This window comes from Pseudoduganella rhizocola, assembly GCF_045984285.3.
Lineage (GTDB): Bacteria > Pseudomonadota > Gammaproteobacteria > Burkholderiales > Burkholderiaceae_D > Rugamonas.
Genome location: NZ_JBJQIK030000006.1, coordinates 218,096 through 230,840, shown reverse-complemented (window position 1 = coordinate 230,840; position 12,745 = coordinate 218,096). Strand labels below are relative to the sequence as shown.

The 12,745-nt window shown below is 63.4% G+C and carries 14 protein-coding genes and 1 tRNA gene; 1 reads left to right on the top strand and 14 read right to left on the bottom strand.

Annotation, left to right across the window (positions count from 1 at the left end):
- Window positions 1–11: 11 nt before the first annotated feature.
- The 6 genes from epsE to ACJRPG_RS15570 all read right to left on the bottom strand — a co-directional run bounded on the left by epsE (window position 12) and on the right by ACJRPG_RS15570 (window position 7,430).
- Entirely contained in the window at window positions 12–803 is a 792-nt protein-coding gene (epsE, locus tag ACJRPG_RS15595) for a polysaccharide export protein EpsE (protein ID WP_408001008.1), read from the bottom strand.
- Between the two features lie 35 nt (window positions 804–838).
- Entirely contained in the window at window positions 839–1,807 is a 969-nt protein-coding gene (locus ACJRPG_RS15590; protein ID WP_408001007.1) for an EpsD family peptidyl-prolyl cis-trans isomerase, read from the bottom strand.
- A 218-nt stretch (window positions 1,808–2,025) separates the two neighbouring features.
- Window positions 2,026–3,408 carry an undecaprenyl-phosphate glucose phosphotransferase gene (locus tag ACJRPG_RS15585; RefSeq protein ID WP_408001006.1) on the bottom strand — a complete coding sequence of 461 codons (1,383 nt, stop codon included), beginning with the start codon at window positions 3,406–3,408 and terminating at the stop codon, window positions 2,026–2,028.
- A 9-nt stretch (window positions 3,409–3,417) separates the two neighbouring features.
- Window positions 3,418–4,632 (bottom strand): XrtB/PEP-CTERM-associated polysaccharide biosynthesis outer membrane protein EpsL, encoded by a 1,215-nt coding sequence (gene epsL / locus ACJRPG_RS15580; RefSeq protein ID WP_408001005.1) that lies wholly within the window; start codon window positions 4,630–4,632, stop codon window positions 3,418–3,420.
- 37 nt (window positions 4,633–4,669) lie between these two features.
- A complete protein-coding gene (locus ACJRPG_RS15575) occupies window positions 4,670–5,404 on the bottom strand; it encodes a CAAX prenyl protease-related protein (protein ID WP_408001004.1) in 735 nt (244 codons plus the stop codon).
- A gap of 118 nt (window positions 5,405–5,522) precedes the next feature.
- Window positions 5,523–7,430: an ATP-binding cassette domain-containing protein gene (locus ACJRPG_RS15570; RefSeq protein WP_408001003.1), complete on the bottom strand. Its 1,908-nt coding sequence runs from the start codon at window positions 7,428–7,430 to the stop codon at window positions 5,523–5,525.
- A gap of 99 nt (window positions 7,431–7,529) precedes the next feature.
- Here ACJRPG_RS15570 and ACJRPG_RS15565 point away from each other — a divergent pair.
- Window positions 7,530–7,604: transfer RNA gene (locus ACJRPG_RS15565), tRNA-Arg, on the top strand.
- Between the two features lie 4 nt (window positions 7,605–7,608).
- Here the strand turns inward: ACJRPG_RS15565 and ACJRPG_RS15560 are convergent.
- The 8 genes from ACJRPG_RS15560 to ACJRPG_RS15525 all read right to left on the bottom strand — a co-directional run bounded on the left by ACJRPG_RS15560 (window position 7,609) and on the right by ACJRPG_RS15525 (window position 12,739).
- Window positions 7,609–7,854, bottom strand: a complete 246-nt coding sequence (locus ACJRPG_RS15560) for a hypothetical protein (RefSeq protein ID WP_408001002.1) — start codon at window positions 7,852–7,854, stop codon at window positions 7,609–7,611.
- A gap of 254 nt (window positions 7,855–8,108) precedes the next feature.
- Entirely contained in the window at window positions 8,109–8,294 is a 186-nt protein-coding gene (locus ACJRPG_RS15555) for a hypothetical protein (protein WP_408001001.1), read from the bottom strand.
- A 61-nt stretch (window positions 8,295–8,355) separates the two neighbouring features.
- Complete coding sequence (locus ACJRPG_RS15550; protein WP_408001000.1) at window positions 8,356–8,973, bottom strand: serine acetyltransferase; 618 nt, start codon at window positions 8,971–8,973, stop codon at window positions 8,356–8,358.
- Complete coding sequence (locus ACJRPG_RS15545; protein WP_408000999.1) at window positions 8,970–9,692, bottom strand: PEP_CTERM-anchored TLD domain-containing protein; 723 nt, start codon at window positions 9,690–9,692, stop codon at window positions 8,970–8,972. The genes ACJRPG_RS15550 and ACJRPG_RS15545 overlap by 4 nt, the downstream gene beginning before the upstream one ends.
- 91 nt (window positions 9,693–9,783) lie before the next feature.
- Window positions 9,784–10,185 (bottom strand): RidA family protein, encoded by a 402-nt coding sequence (locus ACJRPG_RS15540; RefSeq protein ID WP_408000998.1) that lies wholly within the window; start codon window positions 10,183–10,185, stop codon window positions 9,784–9,786.
- A gap of 9 nt (window positions 10,186–10,194) precedes the next feature.
- The gene (locus tag ACJRPG_RS15535) at window positions 10,195–11,361 is read right to left on the bottom strand and encodes an acyl-CoA dehydrogenase family protein (RefSeq protein WP_408000997.1); all 1,167 of its coding nucleotides are present in this window, start codon (window positions 11,359–11,361) and stop codon (window positions 10,195–10,197) included.
- A gap of 2 nt (window positions 11,362–11,363) precedes the next feature.
- Window positions 11,364–12,218 carry an enoyl-CoA hydratase family protein gene (locus ACJRPG_RS15530; RefSeq protein WP_408000996.1) on the bottom strand — a complete coding sequence of 285 codons (855 nt, stop codon included), beginning with the start codon at window positions 12,216–12,218 and terminating at the stop codon, window positions 11,364–11,366.
- Window positions 12,215–12,739, bottom strand: coding sequence for a MarR family winged helix-turn-helix transcriptional regulator (locus tag ACJRPG_RS15525; RefSeq protein ID WP_408000995.1), 525 nt, complete (start codon window positions 12,737–12,739; stop codon window positions 12,215–12,217). The genes ACJRPG_RS15530 and ACJRPG_RS15525 overlap by 4 nt, the downstream gene beginning before the upstream one ends.
- Window positions 12,740–12,745 lie beyond the last annotated feature (6 nt).

The window sequence follows — 12,745 nt, the reverse complement described above, 5'->3', positions numbered from 1 at the left end:
GGAGGTAAAAATCAGAACCAGCTCTCTTTGATGTAGACCACGTCGTCGATCTGCACCATATCGTCGCGCGCCGCATCGATGATCTGCAGCTTGCCGTCCGCGCCGCGGCGCTTGATCTGCATGCCGCGCTCGGTGCCGCGCGGGGTCAGGCCGCCGCCCACCGCCAGCGCCTGCAGCACGGTCATCGAACGCTCCAGGCGGAAGGCGCCGGGACGCTGCACTTCACCGTAGATATAGAAGCGCGGCGAGCGTTCCACATAGATGATGTCGTTGGCGGCCAGGTCGTAGTCGCGGTTCAGGTCGCCGTTCCGTATCATCTCGACCACGTCGATGGTTTCCTTGGTGGTCTGGTTATTGCGCTTGCGGATCACGCTGATGGTGTCGGCGCCATCCGGATTGGCGCCGCCGGCCAGCGCCAGCATGTCCAGCACGCTGCGCTTGCCTTCGATCGGATAGCGGCCGGGGCGGTTCACCGCGCCCAGCACGGCGATCTGCTGGCTCTGGATGCCCGTGACCAGGATGTTGACCTGGGCTTTCTTCAGGAAGCCGCCCTTCTCCAGCCGGGTCGCCATTTCCTTTTCAGCCTGGGCCACGGTCAGGCCGCCCACCGGCACCTGGCCCAGCAGCGGGAACGTCACCTGGCCCTTGTCGGACACGCGGGTTTCCGTATTCAGGTCGGGACTGCCGTACACGCTGATCTTGATCACGTCGCCCACGCCCAGCGTGGTTTCCTGCGCTGCCGCGCCACCCATCATCACCAGGCCCATCAGGCCGCCCATTACCCACATCATCAGTTTTTTCATTTTTATTCCCTGCCTTTGCTTATCAGGTTAAACAATCACTTGAGGCCGGCGACGCCACGCGCCGCGGCATCGGAGGAAGGCGCCCCGGCTCCCGCATCCGCCTGCACGGCGGCCGGCTCCGCCGGTGCAGCCGCCGTGGCCGCCGCCCCGCCGGCCGGCGCCGGTGCGGCGCCGCCCGGCTGGTTCATGTATTCGATCTTGGCCGTCGAACGCAGGCGCTTGACTTCCGCCTCGGCCAGTTCCTTGTTCTTCTTATTGAACAGGAACTGTTCGATCTGGGCCGAGGCCTGCTCCACCGTGACCGGCGATTCGCGCGTGTCGGCAATCGAGATCAGCATGCTGCGGTCGCCTTCGCGGATGATGAAAAGCTGGCCCTTCGGCATGGCCAGCAGGCGCTGGCTCAGCTCAGGCGGCAGTTCCGCGCTGGTGCGGGTCAGCTGGCCGCGCTGGAACTTCACGCCGTTCGATTCCAGCCAGACTGCCACCTCTTCCAGCGACTTGGCGCCGTCCATGGCCTTCTTCACCTCGTCCGTCACGTCGCGGGTAGCCACCACCAGCTGGCGCATGTCGAAGGTTTTGCGGTTGGCGAAGAACTGCGGATTCTGGCTGTAATAGGCCTCCACCTCTTCCTTGGTGGGACGCGGCACATTGCCCACCCGCTTCTGCATATAGGCCTGCGCCACGATCAGCGCCTTGGCGCGCTCGATGGCCTGCACCACCTTCGGATCGCGGTCCAGCTTTTCCTTGTTGGCTTCGTTCTGCAGCAGCTGGCGGTCGATCAGCGCTTCCAGCAGCTGCTTGCGGGCCGCTTCCTGCTGCGCCACCGCCGGACCGGCGCGGTTCAGTTCCTCATTGAGCTGCAGCACGGTGATTTCTTCACCGTTCACGCTGGCCAGGGTCTGGCCAGGCTTCTTCTCGGCGGCCTTCTCGCCGCAGGCGCTCAGCGCCGTCGCCGCTGCAATCACCAGCCCGGCGCACATGAGCTTATGCTTATTTTTGTTCAAGATACTTCCTCCGTTGTCTGGGGCTGCAGCGTGATTTGCGTCAATTTCATCACCGCAGGAAACATTTACAAAATTATCAGATCGAGATAAAAACGACAACAAAGTTTCAATCGTGCGCGCCTCGGAAATCTGGACAAATTTGCAACTTAATGAAATACATTGTAGCGAACGAAAGGGTGCGCACGGCTGAAATTCGACTTAGGAAACAATTAATTTTTTCAATGCGCGTTCTGCCGCTGCAGCACCACCTTGACGGTCCGCACGATGATCCAGAGATCGAGCCAGACCGACCAGTTGCGCAGGTAATCCAGGTCGTAGCGGATACGCGCTTCCATCTTGTCCAATGTCTCCGTTTCACCACGCAGGCCGTTGACCTGTGCCCAGCCGGTGATGCCGGGCTTGGCCTTGTGGCGCAGCATATAGCCCTTGATCAGCTTGCGGTATTGCTCGTTATGCGCCACCGCATGCGGACGCGGGCCCACGATACTCATGCGCCCCTGCAGCACGTTGATGAACTGAGGCAACTCATCGAGCGAGCTCTTGCGTAGGATGGCGCCGATCGGCGTCACGCGGGCGTCGTTCTTCTTGGCCTGCACCACCTTGTCGCCATCCTCCGCCACCGTCATCGACCGGAATTTGTAGACAAAGATCTGTTCGCCATACAGGCCGTAGCGGCGCTGGCGGAAAATCACCGGTCCCGGTGAGGATAGCTTGACCAGCACGGCAATCACCAGCATCAGCGGCAGGAGCATGATCAGGATCAAAGTTGCCAGCACCAGGTCGCTGGTGCGCTTGATCATGCTGTTAAAGCCGGTAAACGGCGTTTCGGTAATCGCAATCACCGGCATGCCGCCCACATTGTCGAAACGGGCCTGCATCAGGTCGAACACATAGATGTCCGGCAGGAAGTAGACCGAGGCCGTGGTGTCCTGCAGGTCGTCCAGCAGCTTGCGGATGCGCGGCTGGGCCGAGATCGGCTGGCTGATGAAGATCATCTTGGTCTGGTGCTCGCGCACGAAGGCCGCCACATCGTCCATATTGCCCAGCACCGGGTACTTGATGCCGTCCGGGCGGCGCTTGTCGGTACGGTCGTCGAAGAAGCCGCGCACGCTCATGAACAGGTTCGGGTAGCGCTCGATGGTGCGCGCGAATTTGAGGCCCACATCGTTGGCGCCGATGATGACCACCGAGCGCACCTCGCTGTCGCGCGCCGGGTCGATGCTGACCTTGCGCACCGCCAGGTGGCTCACGAGCAGCACAAAGGGCGTGGCCACGAACCAGCTCAGCACCACCTTCTCTTCATAGTGGTAGGCCAGGCCGCTGACATTGCCCAGGAAGACCAGGATCAGCGCCGTCACGATCCAGCCCACGAAGATATCGCGCGAATAAGCCAGCATGCGCCCGCTGCGCCAGGTGCGGTAAGGGTCGATGTGCTGGTACACCGAATTCGACAGGAAGAAGGCCAGGATCATCAGCACCAGCGAATAGCCGGTGAAGGGTTCGCTGTACAGCATGCACGTTGTATACAGCGATCCCATGATGATCAGCGGATCCAGCACCCGCTGAAAGAAGGAAACTAATGGAATGTCGTTGAGCGTCATCGGTAGCGATCAGAACTGCACACTGGCATTGAGCGACACGCCCTTGGCGCGGTAGCTGCCGGTGCCCAGGAAGGGACTGCCGGTGCGGCGGTCGCTGAAGGCGGTGGCCCCGACCTGCAGGTTGCGCAGCGGCAGGTACTGCACGCCCAGCGTGGTGCCGCGGGTGGTGTCGGTCGGGTCTCCGGCCAGGGTTACGCCGCTGACCTTTTCAAAATCGCGGCGCTCGCGGCGCACGCCGGCCGTGGCCTGCACCTTGGCCGACACGTCCCAGGTGGCGTTCAGGCTGGCGCCCTTGTTGAAGGAGTTGGCCACGATATTGCTTTCCACCGCCGCGAACTCGCGCCAGCCCTCGCCCTTGAAGCGCAGCTTGCCGAACGGCCGCCAGTCCACCGTAATGCGGCCGTTGGCGCCGCTGGTTTCGCGCGCGCTGAAGCCGTTCTGCTTGCGCTTGGCGTAGCCGGCCAGCACCTGCACCGTCGTCACCCCGCTCGCGGTCCAGTACACATTGGCCTTGATTTCGTCCTGGGTGTAGTCGTCGTCCAGCAGCGTGCCGCCCACCGTGCGGCGGTTGTCGTACTTGCCCTTGATCTGGCGCACCACCAGGCCCACGCGGCTGCCGCTGCGCGCCAGGTAGTCCACGCCCGCTTCCGTCGTGTCTTCGGTGCGGTCGTTGAAGCGCTGCGCCGGCAGTTCGTATTCGAACTCGAAGCGGTTGAAGGCGCCGCGCACGCGCCAGCTCGGATGGAAACGCCAGGCGCCGTTGAAGTATTCGCGGCGCTGCTTGCGCAGGTTGCGGTCGTCGGTGTGGAAGTCGGTAAACGGCGTCAGCGTCTGCGAATAGCTGCCGCCCAGGTTGCCTTCCAGGTGGTTGCCCAGCTGCCATGCCAGGTCGGCATTGAAGTCCTTGCCGTTGTAGTCCAGGGCATCGTAATGGTCGAAGGTTACGCGCGACACCTTGGCGGCGCCCGTCAGGCGCTGGCGGCCGATGGGACGGTCGAAGGTAATGCCGCCCTGCACCTGCGTGGCGCGGTCGGCGCGCGGGCCGAACACGGCCGGGAAATTGTCCGGCAGGCGCAGCAGGTTGTCGTCGTAGGTATAGACCGTCGAAATGAAGGGGTGGATAGTGTCGCTGATGTCCGCCAGCGCGTTGCCGCCATACATGGCGCCCAGCAGGAAAGGAATCAGGCGGAGCGAAGCGCTCGAAAGATGGAATTTACTCAACATTATTGTTTATTCTCTAAAAGGTTATTGTGATGAGTGATTACCAGTACGTCCAGTTTCCTGTTATCACCACCCAGATGCCCAGCGAGCCATTCGTGACAGCGTGCGCAATGATGGGCGCCCATAGGGTAGCAGTGCGCATGTATAAAAGACCATAGGCGGCACCGGCTACCATGCCCGCCAGCCACAGGCTGTGTTCAAAGCCGAACAGCACCACCGTAAACAGCAAGGCTTTCAGCGTGATGCGGGCCGGTTGCACGCGCAGGAAATCCGGCTGATCGATCCAGCGCATCAGGAAGGAGCGCCAGAACAGCTCTTCCATCAAGGGCACGACCAGGGCGGCGCCGGCAATGCGGATGGCGATCAGCGCCCAGTCCAGCTGGCCGCTGGCGCCGCGCGGCTGGTAGCCGTCGGGACTGCCGATCTGCATCCAGCCGGCATCCAGGTTCACCCACAACACGAAAACGGCAAAGCCGATGGCGGCCGAGGCCAGCACGGTGCCGGCTTTCATCCCGCGCCAGGCCAGTTCGCTATAGCTGCGCCAGCAGGCCAGCAGGGCCAGCAGCACTACCCCGGCTTTGACCGGATACAGCCAGTACAGTTCCGCAGTCGTCCAGCCGGCGCGCTGCAGGACGTCCGTGATGGCGATGAAGGCCATATACAGGGCAAAGGGCGCGATGCGCGTCAGCGAGCGTCGGTCCAGCAAGGCGCCGGACGGCGGTGCAGCCGGCGCCGGCGCACGGGGCTGCGGTTCTTGCTGCTGAGGAAGTGTCATAAGCGATCTGCCTTTGGAAATTGCGGAACTGGCGTATTGCCAGTCCCCTAAGGTTTGCAGATCTTACAACAAGGATTTACTCCCGCAGCGCACGAATCGTGCGTGCAGGAAATCCAGATCAAGGATTGCGCGATTCGATGGCTTCCCAGCGCTCCAGGGCGGCCATCAGCTCGTCCTCGATCTCGGCGATGCGGGTATTGAGGCGCTTGGCCTCGGCAGGGGTCTTCTTGTAGAAATCGGGGTCGGACAGGGTGATATTCAGCGCAGCCTGCTCGTCTTCCAGCCTGGCGATCAGGGCCGGCAGCTCCTCCAGCTCGCGCTGCTCCTTGAAACTGAGCTTTTTGGCCTTGGATGCAGCCGGGGCGGCGGCGGGCGCAGGCGCCTCGGCTTTCTTCGGCTCCGGCTTTTTCGCCGCGGCGGCCTGGGCCGGCGTGGGGCGCACGCGCTCCCAGTCGGAATAGCCGCCGATATATTCGCGCCACTCGCCCTGCCCTTCGGCCACGATGACCTGCGTCACCACATTATCGAGGAACATGCGGTCGTGGCTGACGAGGAAGACCGTGCCCTGGTAATCCTCGAGCAGCTCTTCCAGCAGCTCCAGGGTATCGATATCGAGGTCATTGGTGGGTTCGTCCAGCACCAGCACGTTGGCCGGCTTGGCGAACAGGCGGGCCAGCAGCAGGCGGTTGCGTTCGCCGCCCGACAGGGTGCGCACCGGCGAGCGCGCGCGTTCGGGCGCGAACAGGAAATCGCCCAGATAGCTCATCACGTGCTTCTTCTGGCCGTTGATTTCGACCCAGTCGCTGCCGGGCGAGATGGTGTCGGCCAGGCTCGCCTCTTCATTCAGCTGGGTGCGCATCTGGTCGAAATAGGCCACGGCCAGCTTGGTGCCCTGCTTGACGGTGCCGCTGTCCGGCTGGTCTTCGCCCAGGATCAGCTTCAGCAGCGTGGTCTTGCCCGCGCCGTTGGCGCCGATCAGGCCGACCTTGTCGCCGCGCAGGATGATGGAACTGAAGTCGCGCACGATGACCTTGTCGCCGAAGGCCTTGTTTACGCCCTCCAGCTCTGCCACGATCTTGCCCGAACGCTCGCCGGCGCCGACTTCGAGCTTGACCTGGCCCTGCTGGTCGCGCCGCACCGCGCGCTGCTCGCGCAGGCGCTCCAGGCGGCGCACCCGCCCCTCATCCCGGGTGCGGCGCGCCTGCACACCTTTGCGTATCCAGACCTCCTCCTGCGCCAGGAATTTGTCAAACTTGGCGTTCTCCACTTCCTCGATCGCCAGCTGCTCGGCCTTGCGCGTCTGGTAGGTCGTGAAGTTGCCCGGATAGGACATCAGGCGGCCCCGGTCCAGCTCGATGATGCGGGTCGCCACGTTATCCAGGAAGGAACGGTCGTGGGTGATGAACAGCACGCTGCCCTTGAAATCGCGCAGCAGGCCTTCCAGCCACAGGATCGAACTGAAATCGAGGTGGTTGGTCGGCTCGTCCAGCAGCAGCACGTCCGGCGCCGCCACCAGGGCGCGGGCCAGCGCCACGCGCTTCTGCATGCCGCCGGACAGGGTCTTCATCAGCGCCCCCGGCGCCAGGTTCAGGCGGTCGAGCGTCTGTTCCACCTTGTTATTGATGCTCCAGGCATCGGCCGCATCCAGCTTGGCCTGGATGTCATGCATGCGCTCCATCAGCGCATCGTCATTGCCCTGGCCGAACTGGCCGGTCAGGGCGTCGTATTCCTTCACCAGCGCCGGCAGCTCGCCGAGGCCGGATGCCACGGCATCGAACACCGACATCTCCGGCTCGAATACGGGCTCCTGTTCCACATAGGCGATCTGCAGGCCCTGCTGCATCACCAGCAGCCCGTCATCCAGCTTGAAACGGCCCGAAATAATCTTGAGCAGCGAGGACTTGCCGGTACCGTTACGGCCGATCAGCCCGACGCGCTCGCCGGTCTCAAGGGAAAACTCAGCGTGGTCGAGCAGCGCGTGGTGGCCGAAAGCCAGTTGCGCGGAAGTCAGGGAAATAACAGCCATGGGGAAGGTCGATCAAATGCGGTGAAACGCGCATTGTACCGGCAGCGGCGGCCGCGCACTAACATTTGCCCGGCGGTCGGCTATAATTGCGCCCGCGTCCTCCCCGTAGCACAATGGATAGTGCACATGCCTCCTAAGCGTGGGATACTGGTTCGATTCCAGTCGGGGGGACCACGCCTCACCTCTGTTCCGTCCCCACCCGCGCCTCAATTGCGCTCGTCAGCGACGAGTACTCGCGCGAACCCAGCGCAATCACCCCTACGACGATCACGGTCAGCACATTGACCAGAATGCTGGTGCCGATGTCCTTCGCCCACTGCCGCCCGGATTTTGCAGCGTCGATTTTTTCCTCAACGCGGCCGAACCTTCGTGCCAGCTCTGAGCGGCGCACACTCGCTTCCATTTCAGCGATTTGATCGGTCAAACTTACCTCCAGAAATTCGTGGGCAAGCATGTGGCCGCGCGCGAGATAGCCCGCGATCTGTGAGTCGGTTTGATTCGCCTGGTGGAAAGCTTCGAGGTCTTCCGCTTGTGGGGACCGGCCGTGGGTAGCCTGAAAAGCCTTGCACTATTCCTGCTTGCTCTTCTTATAGAGCGCGTACGCCAACGCGCCAACGGCGTCGCCCGGATCCATGACCAGGCGTTCGTAGATATGATTGTGGTCAGCCATAGCCAACCTCAGTACATGCCCAAATTGCGCAACGCTTTCGCGTACGCTTCATTGATCTGCTCGACCGAAAACTGGGCCTCGCGCAGGATGCGCTTGCCAGCTTCTGAGCTGACTTCGATTTTCCGCCGTTCAATCATGATGCGGCGAATTTTCTCGACGTCTTCAAGCGTAAATCGATTGGCTGAGCGCTTCATATGCCCTCCGACGACCATGCAGGAGAACAGTCTATAACAATTCCAGACGCGCGCCTTGATCTTACTCAGTCAATGCGTGTTCGGAAACCGGATTGGCCATCTGCGGGGCGAGCGGTGCGGGATTCATCACATCCGGCGTACAGCCGGACTTGACGATGGAGGAAGGATTGCCGGCAACGACGGAATAAGGCGGCACGTCTTCGGTGACGAAGGCGCCGCCGCCGATGCGGCTGCCGCGGCCGATGCGCACACCGCCGACAATGATGGCGTGCGGCCCGATCCAGACTTCATCTTCGATCACCGGGCATTCGCTGGTGCGCGTGCCGTCGGCGGCGATGCGGTCGCGCTGGCCCAGCGTCACGCCGTGGAACAGCGTGACATTGCTGCCGATGCGCGCGCCGGGGTTGATCACCATGCCCCAGCCGTGCGTGACCGCAAAGCCCGGCCCCACTTCGGTCTGCCACGAGAAATCGATGCCCGCCAGCTGGGTCGCCATGCGGTGCAGCAGCTTCAGGAAAGGCAGCGCCACCCGTCCGCCCAGGCCGCCGCGCCGCGCCGCCTGGCACATGCGCAGCGTGGCGATGGGACGGAAGTTGCGCAGTGTGAGGAAGGCCTTGAGGGCGAGCGAGGGGCTGTAGCGTCCGTACTGGCGCCAGACGTCGGCGCGCAGGCCGCTCATGCTTTGCCGCGCCGGCGGCGCGCCGCAACACCGGCCACGGCGAGCCCCGCAGCCAACATGCCGTAGGCCGAAGGCTCGGGCACGGCGTTGATCAGGTAGATCTCCATGGCGCCGAAGGTAATGTTCGGCGATACATAGGGTGTACCGTCCAGCAGGCTGGTGTTGAAATGGCTGCCGTCCGGCTCGATGTAGGAGTACAGCAGGGAAATGCCGCCGTTGGTCAGGTCGTTCGGCACGAACAGGTCGTGCCCCCATCCGAAAGTCGGACCGTAGTTCGCCGCGTTATAGGTCTGGTAGGCGCCCAGCGTGTCGAACACGAAGTTCTTCAGCGTCTGCCGGTGCAGCGATCCCGTACTCAGGTTGAACAGGAAGGCGGTGCGGTCGCGGTCTTCCGGCGTCATGTTGAAGCCGCCGGAAGACTGCCAGCTGGCAGGGTTGTAGCCGCCCACGATGAAGGTTTCGCCCTGTGCATTGGTGGCCTCCATGATGGAGAAGGTGCGCCCCTTGCCGTCCACCGCCTGGTGAAAATCCGCCGCCGTATGGCCGGCCTGCTTGGTATAAATGTTCGTCAACGCCAGATCGCCCTGCCCCAGCCAGGTTTGCAGCTGGCTGCGGTTGGCCGCCGTCAGCAGCGAGGAATCCGCGTGAACGGACGTAAACGGTGCAAGCAGCAAGCCGGCGAGCAGGACGCCGGCAAGGCCTTTGGCGGAATGTTGCATGGTGACACCTCGGGATCGGTAGAGGACAAACGACGACTGGAGCTACTCTAGCACATTGTCATATTGTTTATCCTTTATTGCATTACAATTTTTACAATTTCGATGCCGGTACAACAGCTGTGACCTCAATCTCCACGCGGGCCTGCGGCTCAAGCAGGCCCGCCACTTCCACCGCCGTCATGGCCGGATAATGCGGGCCGATGAGCTCCCGGTAGACTTCCCCGATCTGGCGGTAAGCGCCCACATACTCGGCTTTGTCCACGACGTACCATGTCATGCGTGCAATATGTTCGGGCCGTCCGCCGGCCTCCGCGAGCACCGCGATGATGTTCTGCAACGCCTGTTTCACCTGCCCGGCAAAGTCCCCGGTCTGGAATTTGCAATCGGCATCCCAGCCCACCATGCCGCTGACGAAGACCATGCGCCCCTCGGCGGCAATGCCATTGCTGTAGCCGCGTGGACGCGCCCATCCGGGCGGTTGAAGAATCTGCATTGTGTCTCCTTATGGCGTGCTGTCGCGCAGCAGTTCGCGCGCGATGATCAGTTGCTGGACTTCGGTGGCGCCTTCATAAATGCGCAGGGCGCGGATTTCCCGGTACAGACGCTCCACCGGATGCTCGCTGACCACGCCCAGTCCGCCGAACATCTGCACCGCCGCATCGATGACCTGCTGCGCCGTTTCCGTCGCCTGCATCTTGGCCATCGCGGCTTCTTTCGTTACCTTGCGGCCCTGGTCGCGCTGCCAGGCGGCGCGATACGTCAGCAGCGCGGCGGCATCGATGCCCGCCGCCATTTGCGCCAGCTTGGCCTGCGTGAGCTGGAAGTCGGCCAGGGTCTGGCCGAACATCTTGCGCGATGTCGCATGGGCCAGCGCTTCGTCGAAGGCGCGGCGCGCGAAGCCCAGCGATGCCGCCGCGACCGAGGTGCGGAACACGTCCAGCGTCGCCATCGCCACCTTGAAGCCCTGCCCCGCTTCGCCCAGGCGTTTGGCCGCCGGCACGCGGCAGTTATTGAAGCGCAGCGTTGCAAGCGGGTGCGGTGCAATCACATTGATCCGTTCCGATGCATCGAAACCCGGCGTGTCCGCATCGACGATGAAGGCGCTGATACCGCGGGCGCCGGGCGCTTCTCCGGTGCGCGCGAACACCACGTAGAAATCGGCGATGCCGCCGTTGGAAATCCAGGTTTTTTCGCCGTTCAGCACATAGCCGCCGCCGTCCTGCACCGCCGCGCACTGCATGGCGGCGACATCGGAACCGGCCTGCGGCTCGGACAGCGCAAAGGCCGCAATCGCCTCACCGCGCGCGACACGCGGCAGGTACTCGCTGCGGTTGGCTTCGCTGCCGAACAGGCTGATGGCGCCGGAACCCAGGCCCTGCATGGCAAACGCGAAATCGGCCAGCCCGGAATGGCGGGCCAGGGTTTCGCGGATCAGGCAGATGGCGCGGGTATCGATGGCTTCGTGCGCGCCGCCGTGCTGCGTGCCGCCGACGGCGTGGCGCAGCCAGCCGCCCTCGCCCAGCTGGCGCACCAGTGTGCGGCACACCGCATCCACATCGCTGCCGTGCGCATCGCGCACATGGCGGGCTGCCCAGGCATCGAGTTCCTGTTCCAGCGCTGCGTGCTGCGGGGCGAAGAAAGGCCAGCCGAGGTAATCCTTGTCCGCCATGTTCAATCTCCCTCGAACTGCGGACGCTGGCGCGCAACGAAAGCGTGATAGGCGCGGTGGAAATCGTTGGTCGCCATGCAGATGGCCTGGGCCTGCGCCTCGGCTTCAATCGCTTCATCCACGCCCATATTCCATTCCTGCTGCATCATCTTCTTGGTCATGCCGTGCGCAAAGGTGGGGCCGTGCGCCAGGCTGCGCGCGAAGCCTTGCGCGTCGGCCAGCAGCTCGGCCGGATCGTGCAGGCGGTTGAAGAATCCCCAGCGCTCACCTTCGGCGCCGCCCATCGAGCGCCCGGAATACAGCAGCTCCGCCGCGCGGCCCTGCCCGATCACGCGCGGCAGCAATGCGCAGGCGCCCATATCGCAGCCGGCCAGGCCAACACGGGTGAACAGGAAGGCGGTTTTGCTGCGCTCCGTCCCGAAGCGGATGTCGGAGGCCAGCGCCAGCATGGAACCGGCGCCGGCGCACACGCCGTCCACCGCGGCGATGATGGGCTGCGGGCAGGCGCGCATCGCTTTCACCACGTCGCCCGTCATGCGGGTGAAGGCCAGCAGGCCGGGCATATCTAACTTGGTCAGCGGGCCGATAATTTCGTGCACATCGCCGCCCGAGCAGAAGTTTTCACCCGCGCCGGTGATGACGATGGCTTTCACGTCGTCTGCATGGGCCAGCTCGCGGAACAGCTCGCGCAGCTCGGCATAGGAGTCGAAGGTCAGTGGATTCTTGCGGTCGGGACGGTTCAGCGTCAGCGTGGCCACGCCTTCATCGACGGCGAAGAGAAAGTGGCGGGCGGCATATCCGGCCAGCGCCGTGCGGTTGCCTGGCAGCTGGTGCGCCTGTCCTTGCAGGTATTTCATGGTTTATCCTTTGCTTCACGGGCGTATAACTGGTCCTTCATGCGGGACAGCAGGTCGATCAGCTGGCCCTTCTCATCCACCGTCATCTCCTGCAGCAGCTCGGCCACCCAGCCTTCATGCACCTGCGCCATCGCGCTGAAGGCTTCGCGGCCGGCCGCTGTGAGCTTCACGCTGTAGGCGCGGCCGTCCTTCGGATCGGGCACGCGCATCACGAGCTTTTCCTGTTCCAGCTGGTCGGTAATGCCGGTGACGTTGCCGCCCGTGACCATCATGCGGCGCGACAGCTCGCCCATGCGCAGCCCTTCCGGATAGCGCTCCAGCTGCGCCATCAGGTCGAAGCGCGGCAAGGTGATGCCGAACTGCGCGCGCAGGCGGCTGCGGATTTCCGCTTCGATCTTCGTGGTGCAGGACAGCATGCGCAGCCAAAGCTTGAGCGACTGGTGATGGTCGCTCGTGAGTCGGCTCTCCAGGTCGAGCACCGGCTCGTTCGGCGTAGCGGCTGGCTGTTCGTTCAGTGCCATGGTCTC

What these genes read in the sequence shown, in the direction of transcription:
- epsE (WP_408001008.1), bottom strand. Translation starts at nt 803, where the DNA reads ATGAAAAAACTGATGATGTGGGTAATGGGCGGCCTGATGGGCCTGGTG.
- ACJRPG_RS15550 (WP_408001000.1), bottom strand. Translation starts at nt 8,973, where the DNA reads ATGAGCGGCCTGCGCGCCGACGTCTGGCGCCAGTACGGACGCTACAGC.
- ACJRPG_RS15545 (WP_408000999.1), bottom strand. Translation starts at nt 9,692, where the DNA reads ATGCAACATTCCGCCAAAGGCCTTGCCGGCGTCCTGCTCGCCGGCTTG.
- ACJRPG_RS15525 (WP_408000995.1), bottom strand. Translation starts at nt 12,739, where the DNA reads ATGGCACTGAACGAACAGCCAGCCGCTACGCCGAACGAGCCGGTGCTC.
- ACJRPG_RS15555 (WP_408001001.1), bottom strand. Translation starts at nt 8,294, where the DNA reads ATGAAGCGCTCAGCCAATCGATTTACGCTTGAAGACGTCGAGAAAATT.
- ACJRPG_RS15530 (WP_408000996.1), bottom strand. Translation starts at nt 12,218, where the DNA reads ATGAAATACCTGCAAGGACAGGCGCACCAGCTGCCAGGCAACCGCACG.
- ACJRPG_RS15535 (WP_408000997.1), bottom strand. Translation starts at nt 11,361, where the DNA reads ATGGCGGACAAGGATTACCTCGGCTGGCCTTTCTTCGCCCCGCAGCAC.
- ACJRPG_RS15585 (WP_408001006.1), bottom strand. Translation starts at nt 3,408, where the DNA reads ATGACGCTCAACGACATTCCATTAGTTTCCTTCTTTCAGCGGGTGCTG.
- ACJRPG_RS15540 (WP_408000998.1), bottom strand. Translation starts at nt 10,185, where the DNA reads ATGCAGATTCTTCAACCGCCCGGATGGGCGCGTCCACGCGGCTACAGC.
- ACJRPG_RS15570 (WP_408001003.1), bottom strand. Translation starts at nt 7,430, where the DNA reads ATGGCTGTTATTTCCCTGACTTCCGCGCAACTGGCTTTCGGCCACCAC.
- epsL (WP_408001005.1), bottom strand. Translation starts at nt 4,632, where the DNA reads ATGTTGAGTAAATTCCATCTTTCGAGCGCTTCGCTCCGCCTGATTCCT.
- ACJRPG_RS15575 (WP_408001004.1), bottom strand. Translation starts at nt 5,404, where the DNA reads ATGACACTTCCTCAGCAGCAAGAACCGCAGCCCCGTGCGCCGGCGCCG.